This is a genomic window from Gordonia alkanivorans (assembly GCF_004011905.1).
Lineage (GTDB): Bacteria > Actinomycetota > Actinomycetes > Mycobacteriales > Mycobacteriaceae > Gordonia > Gordonia alkanivorans.
This window is the reverse complement of sequence record NZ_CP027114.1, coordinates 4,859,561-4,871,113: the sequence shown is the minus strand read 5'-3', so window position 1 is coordinate 4,871,113 and position 11,553 is coordinate 4,859,561. Positions and strand designations below refer to the sequence as shown.

Sequence of the window (11,553 nt, the reverse complement as noted above, 5' to 3'; positions counted from 1 at the left end):
ACCAGTCGTTTTCTAGCCTTTCTAATTGTTTGCTGAGATCTGAGGAAAAGGGAAAGTGTCGGCGCACACGTCGTCCGATACCGGGACCCCGGAATTCTACGGCCGGGCTGTCGCTCGCGCGTGCCGGCGTGATTGTCGACACCAATCGACGCGGTCGAATTCCTCCGGCCGAATCCGCAGTTCTTCGACCGCGACCCGGCGCGGGTCGTGCGCTACAGAACCGCGGGGTCTGCGAGTAAAGTCTCGCCCACGGCGGGACGTGGCGATCGGGCCGCGGCCGGGGGGATCGGACGAGACAGATGATGGAGTGTTGAACCGCGACGCAACGGTGATCGCGGTCTCGGTGGACCCCTATCACCGCGCTGTCGTCGCCTACGGGCATCAGGCCGCCGTGTCGATCGCCGAACGTTTCGTCGAGCAGGTCCTGAAACCGATCAGTCCGCGCGCCCGGTTCGAACGCCGCTCGGACCTGCAGTGGCTGATCTCCCTCTCCGTCGACGACGGCGGCCACGACGCGCTCATCGACGCGACCCGGCGCAAACTCGGCGCGCACACCGTCAGCGACGGCGATCGCAGCGCCTTCCTCGACGTCTGCATGGGTGTCGCCATAGGTGCAGACCTCCGCGCCGATGAGGCCGACCTGGTGCGGCACGCCGACGCCGCCCTGTGCGTCGCGCTCACCCGGCGGGTGCACGTCGAGTTCGCGCACCCGAGCATGGTGCGGCAGATCAGCGCGGAGGTCGACCTCGCGGCCTGGCTCACCCGGTCGGTGGAGCGCGACTTCTCGGTCTTCTATCAACCGATCGTCGCGATGGCGGACCGGCGGGTGGTCGGTTATGAGTCGCTGCTGCGGTGGCACACCGAATCCGGCGTTCTCGCCCCCGATGCGTTTCTCGCAGTGGCCGAGGGTATCTCGCTGCTCGCGCCGATCGGGCGGCACGCCATCGGGGAGGCCATCCGGGATCTGGCCACCGACATCACCGAGACGGCGGGGGACGAGGCCTTCGTCTCGCTCAACCTCTCGGGACAGCAGCTCTCCGACGAGGGTCTCGTCTGCTACATCGACGGTCTGATCCGCGACCACCGTGTCGACCCGGCGCGGGTGTGGATCGAGGTCCGCGAGGATCAGGTGGTCCGGCTCGAGACCTCGGCGGCCCGGACCGTCAACGGCTTGCACGACCTCGGGTGCACGATCTGCGTCGACGACCTCGGCGCCGGTTTCTCGGCCCTCCGCTACGTCCGCGATCTGCCCGTCGATGTCCTGAAGGTCGATCGCACGCTGATCGCCCAGCTCGTGCACAGTCATTCCGATCGTGCTGTGGTGCGGGCGATCTCGGAGATGGCGGCGGCCACCGGGTTGCGGATGGTGGCCGAGGGCATCGAGAGTGACGATGTGCTGGAGGTGCTCACGGAGTTCGGCTTCGACTATGCGCAGGGATTCTTCTTCGGTCGGCCCGAACCGCTGGCCACCTGGACGGGGCGGTAGGCCGGACCACAGCACGACGATGGCCCCGAGGGCCAGGCGACAGCGAAGGGTGGCGACACCGACGGACTGGCGACACCGGCGGGCCGGTGCGCCGCGAACGGCACACCGGCCCGCCGCTGTGGTCCCCGATGATGTTCGGGGAGAGGGTTTCTCGGACTACGTGGCGGTCGAGGTCTCGATCGCCTGCTGATGGTTGATGCTCTCCACCTCGATGCGGCGCGGTTTGGCCTTCTCGGCCACCGGGATGGTCACGGTGAGCACGCCGTTGTCGTAGCGGGCGGAGATGCCGGCACTGTCGATGAGGTCACCGAGGGTGAGCTGGCGTCGATAGGTACCCGAGAACCGCTCGCTGGCCAGCCACTCGACGCCCTCGTCGGACGGTGCAGATCGCTGGGCGGACAACGTGAGTACGCCGTTGTCGACGCTCACGTCGATCGAGCCCGGGTCGGCGCCCGGCAGGTCGGCGACGAGCATGTAGTGGTCGTCGATCTTGTAGAGGTCCAAGGGCATGAACTTGGGAGTACGCGCGGTTCCGGCAGTCGAACCGGTCAGCATGCCCCGGGCCCAGGCATCCATGTCGGAAAACGGATCGAAACGCAGCACAGCAGTTCACCTCCTGTCTCACAAGGGCTGCCCGCCACTCGTCCGGCGAGCAGCTCAACGCTGTACTGACATCGAAGATAGCACCGGATTCCGCACTCGTCTAGCACTCTCGGGTGGAGAGTGCCAGACGATTTCCCGGCAGGTGTCCGCCGACCTTGCTCAACCGAGTTCGGTTGCGTCGATGGTGAATCCGGCGTCGCGGAGGCGATCGATGAGGGCGTCGCCCATCGCCGCCGCGGTCGTCAGGACACCGGTGCGAGCCGGCAGGCGGTCACGGTCGAGCGCGAGCGCCAGAGCACTCTCGGCGAGCATCACGGCGGTTGCCTTGTATCCGGGGTCGCCCTGGGCGCGCATCTGTGAGCGGTAGCGACGGCCGGTGGACGTCCGGGTGAACGTCTCCACCACGAAATATCCACTGTTGCGGGACTTCTCGCTGGGGCCGTCGCCGGGCTTCGGGAGAACGCGGTCGAGGAGGCGGCGGGTGGGGCCGAAGCTCATGGCACCCATGAAGGCGCCGGTGCCCACGGCCACCGCGCCGGCGGCCAGGGTCGACACGGCCGGGACCCCGCCCACGTTCATCGTCTCCGCATAGTGGAAGTTCGAGCCGTAGGCGTTGTCCAGCAGCGCATTCGACCGCCGCACGATCCGGGTGTTGTGTGCCGCCATGAAGAACGGGGCGAGCGTGCCGCGCAGCGACGGGTCGACCTTCTTGGCGTTGATGATCGACAGGTCGCTCGGCTCGTCGGACAGGCTGACCCGGGGGACCTCACCGGGGCCGCCCGAGAGGGCCTGCGGGTTGAGCATCAGGCGCCGGGCCTGAGAGTTCTTGGCCTCGTCGGCGATGACCCGCATCGAGTCGATGGTGCCGCCGGACAGGCCGCCGCGCATCGACTTCACCACGAGCGTGGTGTCGGTCATCTCGCCTGCCCCGTCTTCGGTGACCTTCTTGTAGAGCGCATAGGTGGTGATGTCGGACGGGACGGAGTCGAAGCCGCAGGAGTGCACGATGCGCGCGCCCGAGGCGACTGCGGTGTCGTGTGCCTTGTCGATGGAGTAGCGGACGAAGGGGACCTCGCCCGTGAGATCGACGTAGTCGGTCCCGGCGGTCGCCGCCGCGACGACGAGCGCCTCGCCGTACTTGAGGTAGGGGCCGACCGTCGTGCAGACGACCTGCGTGCGGGCGACCATCGCGTCGAGCGCGGCCGGCGAGTTGGAGTCGGCCACGATCAGCGGCCAGTCCCGGGCGCGGAGCGGCAGGCGGTCGCGGACCTTGGTCAGCTTGGACTCGTTGCGGCCGGCGAGCGCCACCTTGGTGCCGATCGGGGCGTGGTCGGCGAGGTACCGCGCGGTGATCTCGCCGACGAAGCCGGTGGCGCCGTAGACGACGACGTCGAACTCGCGGCCGTGCGAGCCGGCTGCGGACTGGTTCTCGTTGCTGTTTGTCTCGGTGTTGGATTCCCCGCTCATCCTTCCGACCTTACGTGGGACGCCGGTCACATGTGACCAGGGAGTCAGCTACTTTCCCCGACCACCACGCCGGGAGGCGGCACGCGCGGCGAACGGCGCCACGAACAGCATGAGGAGGACCCGCAGGATCTGCGCCGCGACGACGAAGGCCACGTTGCCGCCGGCCCCGGTCGCCGCCGCCAGGACGGCATAGATGCCGCCCGGGGTGGTCGCGAGGTAGCAGTCGAACATCGACTCCCCGGTCCACGCCGACAGCGCGACACCGAGCAGCGCGCACCCGACACCGATGGCCAGGATCAGGACGAGCGCATACGGCAGGACACGCCCGATCGCGCGCAGACGCTCCATGGTGAAGCCGAGCCCGGCCTGCCAGCCGATCAGCGCATAGGCGACGGTGAGGAGGATCGGGGACACTGCGGCGTCGCCGGCGATGCCGGTGAGCTCGGCGGCCGTCGACAGCGCGAGCGGGCCGAGCAACCCGGCGGCCGGGAGTCGCAGAAGTCGACCCACCGGGATACCGACTCCCAGGCCCACGACGAGCAGCAGCAGCCCCCACGCCTGGTCGGTCCACGACGCCGGGACGACCTCGACCGCGCCCTCGCCGGCCCCGAAGACGAGGGAGGCGACGAGCGGGATCGTGACGGTGACGAGCGCGACGCGCAGGTACTGGATGACCGCGACCATCCGTTCGTCGCCGCCGAACTCACGGGTGAGGGCGACCAGCCCGGAGGCGCCGCCGGCCACCAGTGCGAGCGAACCGGTGAGCGGGTCGACGTCCCGGTGCAGACCCAGGAGTGCGCCGCAGATGACCGAGATCGCCAGGGTCGCGACACCGATCACCAACACCGGGAACCACGTCGAGCCCAGTCCGCTCAGGGTTTCCGGCTCGGCCATCGTCCCGATGTAGACGCCGAGCACACCCTGGGACGAGACGAACGCCCAGCGCGGCACGATCGGGGCGTCGGGGTCGTCGTCGGAATTGCGTTGCCGGGGTGCACGACCGGCGATGGCGAGTAGGCCGGCGACGACGAGACCGGCGAACAGGGCCGCCGCGTCGACGTCGAAGAACTCGAGGATCAGCGTCGCGGCCGCGGTCAGGAGGGCCAGCAGTGTCCAGCGACGCATTGTGCCCACAGTAGGGCAGCACCTCGACGTCGGCCGTGCGAGGTCGAGGTTGGCGGGCCGGGATCAGGCGGGCTGAGCGGTGCCCAGGCTCAGTGCCCCATGGGGTTTCGGGACACCCGGTTGATAGAAGGAGTCGACGGTGCCGACCGCGAAGCCGGCCGCGGTCAGTTCGGCACGGACGTCGCGGGTGAGATGGCAGCCGCCGGCGACGCGTTTCTGGATCGGCTCGAGCCGACGCTGCCACGTGCGTACCTTCTCGTCGGGGGCGAGGCCGTGTTCGAGGAAGGCCAGGGTGCCGCCCGGTCGGAGTACGCGCCGGATCTCGGCGAGGGCCGCGCCGAGGTCGGGGATGGTGCACAGGGTGAAGGTCGACAGCGCGGCGTCGAAGGATTCGTCGTCGAAGGGGAGCTTCTGACCGTCGAGGCCGGAGCGCTCGATCGGCACTCTCGATCCCGCGACGCGGTCGGCGGCCATCGACCAGCCGACGTCGGAGGGTTCGACCGCGGCGACCTCGGTGATCGTGTCGGGGTAGACGCCGACGTTGAGGCCCGAGCCGAAACCGACCTCGAGCGTCCGACCTCTCAGCGGAGCGCAGGCGCGTTGCCGCAGCGGCGTCAGCGCGGACATGCCGCAGGTCATCTCGACCAGATGCGGAACGATGCGGTCACCATAGAAACCCACGTGACCAGCGTAACGCCGCTCCCCGGCGCATCGCCGGGAGTTCGAGTCCCTACGCTTGAGGAATGAATCGACCGGTTCCGAATCCCTCGACGCTGCAGGCGCGGGTCATCGTCGACGAGATGATCCGGGGTGGCGTGCGGGAAGCCGTGCTGTGCCCGGGGTCCCGGAACGCGCCGCTGGCCTTCGCCCTACACGCCGCCGACGCGACGGGCCGGCTGCGGCTGCACGTCCGCATCGACGAGCGGTCGGCGGGCTACCTGGCGTTGGGTCTCGCGGTGTCGTCGAAGGAACCGGTGCCGATCGTCATGACCAGCGGCACGGCCGTGGCGAACATGGGTCCGGCGGTCTTCGAGGCCAACTACGCCCGCGTCCCGCTGGTCGTGATCAGCGCCAACCGGCCCTATGAGCTGCTCGGATCGGGCGCCAACCAGACCGTCGAACAGTTCGGTCTCTTCGGCACCCAGGTGCGTGCCGCGATCAGCCTCGGCCTCGCCGAGCGTGACCTCGACACCAACAGCCAGTGGCGGTCGGCCGTCGGTCGTGTGCTCGCCGCCGCGCGCGGTGCACGCACCGGCAACGCCGGTCCGGTTCAGTTCGACATCCCGCTGCGGGAACCCCTCGTGCCCGATCCGGACGAGGTCGGAGACGACGACCTGGGCTCCTTCGCCGGACGTCCCGGCGGCCTGCCGTGGACGCAGGCGCCGGTGGGCAAACTCGACGTCCCGCTGCCCATCGACCTGTCGCTGGACACGGTCGTGGTGTCCGGTCACGGCTCCGGTGAGCATCCCGCGCTCGCCGACGTGCCGACGGTCGCCGAACCGACCGCGCCGCATCCGGCAACGCCGCTGCACCCGCTCGCACTGGACACTGTGCGACCCAAGCAGGCGATCATCTGCGGCCGTCCGACGCTCCATCGCGGGGTCTCGCGGCTGCTCGCCGACCCCGAGGTCCGGGTCTACGCGCTGACCACCGGCCCGCGCTGGCCCGACGTCTCGGGCAACGTCTTCGCGACCGGCACCCGCATCGAGGTGGTCGGCGAACCGCGCGAGGACTGGATCAAGGAGTGCGCCGCCGTGCAGGAACGCGTGGCCGGTGCGGTGGAGGCCGAGCTCGACGAACCCGGTCCGACCACCGGGCTGCACGTCGCCCGCGCGGTCAGCGCCGCGATGGCACCGGGTGACCAACTCGTCGTCGGGGCGTCGAACCCGATCCGCGACATCGCGCTCGCCGGACGGGTCGCCGAGGGTGTGCGCGTCCTGTCCAACCGTGGCGTCGCCGGCATCGACGGGACCAATTCGACGGCGATCGGCGCCGCACTGGCCCTCGACCACGAACGTCCGGGCGCTCGCACGATCGCGCTGATGGGGGACCTGACGTTCATCCACGACGCCACCGGCCTGGTCATCGGGCCCGGGGAGCCGCGGCCCGACTCGCTGCGGATCGTCGTGGCGAACGACGACGGCGGCGGGATCTTCGGCCTGCTCGAACAGGGCGACCCGCGCTACAACGCCGGGCAGTACGCCGGCGCCTACGAGCGCGTCTTCGGAACCCCGCACCGCACCGACATCGCGTCGATGTGCGCCGGCTTCCACATCCCGCACCGGCGCGTCGGCGTCGACGAACTGCGCAGCGTCCTCGCCGAGAGCCCGACGGCCGGCGGCATCGAGGTGATCGAGGTCGCCACGGATCGGGACCGGCTGCGGTCGGTGCACGCGGCGATCGCGGCCCGTCTGAAGGCGTCGGCGGTCTAGACTGCGCGACGGCGGTCCCGTACCCGCCGCGGCGGCCGGTTACCCTGAACGGCATGAATCCGGTGATCCAGCGACGCGTGCAGCTCGGGCTGCTGGTCGTCGGGATCACCATCACCGCGATGGCGTTCTCGCTCGTCGCCGGCTGCTTCAAGAACGACTCCGCGATCGAGGCCAGCAAGGCCACCGTGATGGCCGAGGTGGTCTCGGTGGACGCGCTGCACGCCGCAGTCGACTTCCAGACGCCCGACGGCTCGTTCCACAGTCCGCGCTTCGGTCTGCTCTATCCCACCGAACTCAGCGAGGGCCAGCGGATCAGCATCGAATACGCCGCCTATAATCCGGATCTCGCGCGCCCGACCGGACGCACCGCCATGCTCTCGATCATCCCGGGCCTGTCCGTCGCCGTCGTCGGCTGGGTGGTCGTCGGCCTGCTGATGGTCGGGGTCGCGGAGTTCAGCCGGCGCCGGAACCGCCGGACCGCGGAGACCGCCGGTGACACCGAACCTTCCGACGCTGATTCTTCCGGCGCCGACGAGGAGTCCGTCAGCCCGCGATGACCGTCGTGGTCCCTCCGGAGATCACGAGTGCTTCGTCGTCGCGCAGGAAATGCAGCCGATGGTCGGCGAACTCCTGCCGCGTCCGATCGATCCGGCCGCGTCCGCCGACGGTTCCCTCCGCATGCGGGACAACCGTGACATCGATGAGTTCGAGGCCGGTGGTCGAGGTCAGGGGCGCTGCCTCGGCCGGGTCGTCGAGTAGCGCGAGCGGCGCGATGTCGGGGCCGGTGACGCACGCCCCGGCACTGACCCCGATGTAGGGCAGTCCGCGCCGGACCGCGTCGACGAGGACGCGGTCGGCGCCCGCGTGGCGGAGCGCGCCGAGAAGATGGAAGACGTTGCCGCCGGACACGAACACCGCGTCGATCTCGCCGAGTGCTCGGGTGAACGTGGCCGCCGAGACGAGTTCCGGATCGACGTCGACGACCTCGAAACCCTGATCGCGGAGGCTGCCGCGATCGAGGTCGAGCCAGGCCTGGTCGGGGTAGATCGACGACGCGGTCGGGATGAAGCCGATGCGGGCACCGGCGGCGACCCGGGGCACGAGGAAGTCGCGCACCGGGGTGAGCCAGCGGCTCAGCAGCAGTAGGTCCATGTCGGGCACACATCCACTGTGCACCGGCGGCGCGGGTCGTCGGGAATTCACCAGGCGTTGCGCATCGAGTCACGCGCTTCGCCGCTGCCGGACAGATCCGACGCGCAGGGTCGGGGTATGCGTGTTGCGATCGTCGCCGAGAGCTTCCTGCCGCAGATGAACGGGGTCGTCAACTCCGTCCTGCGGGTCGTCGATCATCTGGAGTCCACCGGCCACGAGGTGGTCGTCATCGCCCCGGACACGCCGCGGGGATGTGCGTCGGCGCCACGGACAGTCGGTCGGCGTACGCCGGTGCATCTGGTGCCTGCCGTGCGGGTTCCGCGGGTGACGTCGCTGCCGGTCGGGGTGCCGCTGCCGCTGCTGTACCGGGTATTGCGCGACTTCGCGCCCGATGTCGTGCATCTGGCCTCCCCGTTCGTGGTGGGAGCTGCGGGTGCCGCGGCGGCACGGGCGCTGGGTGTGCCGACGGTCGCGGTCTTCCAGACCGACGTCGCCGGGTTCGCCTCGGCCTACCGGCTGGGCGCGGTCGAGAAGGCGGCCTGGCGCTACACCCGCAAACTGCACGAGATGTGCGATCTGACCCTGGTCCCGTCGACCGACACGATGAACGCTCTCGCCGAGCGCGGGGTGCCGCGGTTGCGGCGGTGGGGCCGGGGCGTCGACCTCGACCTGTTCTCGCCCGATCGGCGTAGCGGTGCGCTGCGCGCCGAGTGGTCACGCGGCCAGGAGGACGCACTGGTGTGCGGGTTCGTGGGTCGGCTGGCGCCGGAGAAACATGTCGAGCGGCTGGCGGGACTGTCGGGAGATCCTCGGGTGCGGCTGGTGGTCGTCGGCGACGGTCCCGAACGTGCCCGACTCGAACGGCTGCTGCCGGACGCGGTGTTCGCCGGTGAACTCCGCGGCGAGGCGCTGGCCCGTGCTTACGCATCCTTCGACGTCTTCGCGCATGCCGGCGAACACGAGACGTTCTGTCAGACGATCCAGGAGGCGATGGCCAGCGGCCTGCCCGTCATCGCACCCGACGCCGGTGGGCCACGCGACCTGGTGACGCCGTTCCGCACCGGCTACCTCCTCGAGGTCGCGCGGTACGAGAACATGCTTCCCGCGGTCGTCGACTCGCTGCACGACGACGCGGTGCGAGCCGCATTCGGCCGGGCGGCCGTCCAGACGGTGCGAACACGGACGTGGCCGGCGGTGTGTGCCGAACTCGTCGACCACTACCGGTCGGTGACGGGTGCCGGGGTCGCGGCTCTCGACCGGCCGGCCTGAGCGCGACCAGAATCGCCGGGCCCACCTCGCGGTCATCACACCGTCGGTGCGCGGTAGCGTGACTGCCATGGCATCCACGGGCGCGAACCCACCTCAGCGAGCAAGTCTGGAGAAGGACCCGGCCGAGGTCGCGGCCATGTTCGACGGCGTCGCCCGCCGTTACGACATCACCAACACCGTGCTGTCCTTCGGACAGGATCGCGGGTGGCGCAAGAAGACCCGCAAGGCGCTCGATCTGCGCCCGGGCGACATCGTCCTCGACCTCGCCGCGGGAACCGCGGTGTCGACCGTCGAACTCGCCTCCTCGGGTGCGCACTGTGTCGCAGCCGACTTCTCACTCGGCATGCTGAAGGCCGGCGCCCACCGCAACGTTCCCAAGGTCGCGGCCGACGCGTTGTCGCTCCCGTTCGCCGACAACTCCTTCGACGCGGCCACCATCTCCTTCGGCCTGCGCAACGTAAACGACGTCCCCAAGGCCCTCGCCGAGCTGCGTCGGGTTCTGAAACCCGGTGGGCGACTGGTGATCTGCGAATTCTCGACGCCGACCCTCAAGCCGTTCCGCACCGTGTACATGGAGTACCTGATGAAGGCGCTGCCCGCGGTCGCGACCAAGGTGTCCAGCAGCCCGGCCGCGTATGTCTATCTCGCGGAATCGATCCGGGCCTGGCCCGACCAGTTCGCCCTCGGCGACCTCATCCGTGAAGCGGGCTTCGACCAGGTGCGCTGGCAGAACATGACCGGGGGCATCGCCGCGATCCACTCCGCGCGAGCCTGAGGCTCGTCGCCCACCGCTCCCTGAGGTGGATCAGGAGCCGGCGGCCTGCTGCGCATCCTCGGTGAGGAGTTCATGCGGAACCGGGCAGCCTGCGGCGCCGGCCTTCTCGCCCTTCGGTGCCGGGCAGCCCGCGCCGAAGGTGCCGAGTTCCTCGAGGCGGTAACCGTTGGGGTAGCTGCGGACCTGCTTGGTCTGGCGGCCGAACAGCGGCTCGGTCCGCGGCGGGAAGAACAGCCGGATCGCGAGGCCACGGGCCTTCAGGCCGCCGCGTACCAGGATGCGTTCGACGAGGGTCGGCTTCGGGTACTTGAACGCGGTGAGCAGGCGATCGTCCATGAGCGCGAACGACATCCGGCGCACCACCGCGCGGGGGAGCAGCTTGTAGGGCATGAAGGTGCCCAGCAGGTCCAGCGTCGAGTCCGCGACCGCCAGGGCGTCGGCGCTGAAGGCGAAGTTGGCCGTCTCGTAGTCCTCGTAGAACTGCTTGAAACCCTCGTAGGTTTCCGGGATGTCCTTGATGCCCATGAGCTGCCCGACGCGGCGGTAGTAGTTCGTGAGGCCGCGGACCTCGTGGTTGGTGAGCTTGCGCCACTCGTAGGCGTTGACCCACTCGACCGGGCACACCACGAAAGTCGAGAGCACGTAGAGGAAGTCGCCGTTGGGGATGTCGTACATGCCGTGCATCTGGTTGATGCGGCGGATGCCGGCGCGGCCGAGGGGGCTGTCGACGCCGTGCTCGATCGGGGCGTCGAGCAGGAGCACCGTGTCGTCGTAGCGCTTCTGCGTCGACTCGGTGAACTGGCTCGTCTTGTACAGCAGGTCACCGATGGACGGCACCGCGTACGTGCGGAACAGTGCGAAGCTCAGCGCCTGGGTGATGCCCCAGGGGAACTCCTGGGTGGCCAGCGCCCGGGCGACGGCCGTGGGGTCGTGGTCGGCGTCCATGCGATCGATGTCGCCACGCAGGTGATAGCGCTGCGCCACCCGGTTCTGGACGGCGTGCTTGGCGCGGGTGGCGAGAGTGGATGCGGTGGACATGTTCCATCTCCAGGGTCGGCGGTGGTCTCGATTCTTGCACGGTGTGGTCGGCGCCACACTGTTGGAACAGTACCGCCTCAACGTCTCATTAGGTACCGGGGGTGGTGAGACGTCGCAGATTTTCCCGCGGGACCAATTCCTTCCCGCTTGCCGGATAGCGCACGCGGGAAGGAAACGACACCGCGGGAGGGAAACCCGCACGCGGG

General features: G+C 69.4%; 11 protein-coding genes. 5 read left to right on the top strand and 6 right to left on the bottom strand.

The window, feature by feature from the left end; all coding sequences use genetic code 11:
* Window positions 1-310 precede the first annotated feature (310 nt).
* Entirely contained in the window at window positions 311-1,486 is a 1,176-nt protein-coding gene (locus tag C5O27_RS22165; protein WP_035753421.1) for an EAL domain-containing protein, read from the top strand.
* Between the two features lie 156 nt (window positions 1,487-1,642).
* Here C5O27_RS22165 and C5O27_RS22160 read toward each other — a convergent pair whose 3' ends face one another.
* The 4 genes from C5O27_RS22160 to C5O27_RS22145 all read right to left on the bottom strand — a co-directional run bounded on the left by C5O27_RS22160 (window position 1,643) and on the right by C5O27_RS22145 (window position 5,362).
* Entirely contained in the window at window positions 1,643-2,089 is a 447-nt protein-coding gene (locus C5O27_RS22160; RefSeq protein WP_127963695.1) for an Hsp20/alpha crystallin family protein, read from the bottom strand.
* Window positions 2,090-2,248: 159 nt separating this feature from the next.
* Complete coding sequence (locus C5O27_RS22155) at window positions 2,249-3,556, bottom strand: saccharopine dehydrogenase family protein (protein WP_006358198.1); 1,308 nt, start codon at window positions 3,554-3,556, stop codon at window positions 2,249-2,251.
* Window positions 3,557-3,604: 48 nt separating this feature from the next.
* Window positions 3,605-4,681 carry an AbrB family transcriptional regulator gene (locus C5O27_RS22150; protein ID WP_127963694.1) on the bottom strand — a complete coding sequence of 359 codons (1,077 nt, stop codon included), beginning with the start codon at window positions 4,679-4,681 and terminating at the stop codon, window positions 3,605-3,607.
* Window positions 4,682-4,744: 63 nt separating this feature from the next.
* The gene (locus C5O27_RS22145) at window positions 4,745-5,362 is read right to left on the bottom strand and encodes a class I SAM-dependent methyltransferase (protein ID WP_127963693.1); all 618 of its coding nucleotides are present in this window, start codon (window positions 5,360-5,362) and stop codon (window positions 4,745-4,747) included.
* Between the two features lie 62 nt (window positions 5,363-5,424).
* On the opposite strand from C5O27_RS22145, the gene menD reads away from it, so the two are divergent.
* Window positions 5,425-7,113: a 2-succinyl-5-enolpyruvyl-6-hydroxy-3-cyclohexene-1-carboxylic-acid synthase gene (menD, locus tag C5O27_RS22140; protein ID WP_127963692.1), complete on the top strand. Its 1,689-nt coding sequence runs from the start codon at window positions 5,425-5,427 to the stop codon at window positions 7,111-7,113.
* Window positions 7,114-7,166: 53 nt separating this feature from the next.
* A complete protein-coding gene (locus C5O27_RS22135) occupies window positions 7,167-7,670 on the top strand; it encodes a hypothetical protein (RefSeq protein WP_127963691.1) in 504 nt (167 codons plus the stop codon).
* Here C5O27_RS22135 and C5O27_RS22130 read toward each other — a convergent pair.
* Window positions 7,657-8,274: a Type 1 glutamine amidotransferase-like domain-containing protein gene (locus C5O27_RS22130; protein WP_127963690.1), complete on the bottom strand. Its 618-nt coding sequence runs from the start codon at window positions 8,272-8,274 to the stop codon at window positions 7,657-7,659. The two genes, C5O27_RS22135 and C5O27_RS22130, sit on opposite strands and share 14 nt — an antisense overlap.
* Window positions 8,275-8,382: 108 nt before the next feature.
* On the opposite strand from C5O27_RS22130, the gene C5O27_RS22125 reads away from it, so the two are divergent.
* Window positions 8,383-9,534, top strand: a complete 1,152-nt coding sequence (locus C5O27_RS22125) for a glycosyltransferase family 4 protein (RefSeq protein WP_127963689.1) — start codon at window positions 8,383-8,385, stop codon at window positions 9,532-9,534.
* Window positions 9,535-9,601: 67 nt separating this feature from the next.
* Window positions 9,602-10,309, top strand: a complete 708-nt coding sequence (locus C5O27_RS22120; RefSeq protein ID WP_005199624.1) for a demethylmenaquinone methyltransferase — start codon at window positions 9,602-9,604, stop codon at window positions 10,307-10,309.
* 30 nt (window positions 10,310-10,339) lie between these two features.
* Here C5O27_RS22120 and C5O27_RS22115 read toward each other — a convergent pair whose 3' ends face one another.
* Window positions 10,340-11,347, bottom strand: a complete 1,008-nt coding sequence (locus tag C5O27_RS22115) for an oxygenase MpaB family protein (protein WP_127963688.1) — start codon at window positions 11,345-11,347, stop codon at window positions 10,340-10,342.
* Window positions 11,348-11,553 lie beyond the last annotated feature (206 nt).

Excerpts from the sequence above, each read along its gene's own strand:
- C5O27_RS22155 (WP_006358198.1), bottom strand. The coding sequence starts at position 3,556 with ATGAGCGGGGAATCCAACACCGAGACAAACAGCAACGAGAACCAGTCC.
- C5O27_RS22150 (WP_127963694.1), bottom strand. The coding sequence starts at position 4,681 with ATGCGTCGCTGGACACTGCTGGCCCTCCTGACCGCGGCCGCGACGCTG.
- menD (WP_127963692.1), top strand. The coding sequence starts at position 5,425 with ATGAATCGACCGGTTCCGAATCCCTCGACGCTGCAGGCGCGGGTCATC.
- C5O27_RS22135 (WP_127963691.1), top strand. The coding sequence starts at position 7,167 with ATGAATCCGGTGATCCAGCGACGCGTGCAGCTCGGGCTGCTGGTCGTC.
- C5O27_RS22125 (WP_127963689.1), top strand. The coding sequence starts at position 8,383 with ATGCGTGTTGCGATCGTCGCCGAGAGCTTCCTGCCGCAGATGAACGGG.
- C5O27_RS22120 (WP_005199624.1), top strand. The coding sequence starts at position 9,602 with ATGGCATCCACGGGCGCGAACCCACCTCAGCGAGCAAGTCTGGAGAAG.
- C5O27_RS22115 (WP_127963688.1), bottom strand. The coding sequence starts at position 11,347 with ATGTCCACCGCATCCACTCTCGCCACCCGCGCCAAGCACGCCGTCCAG.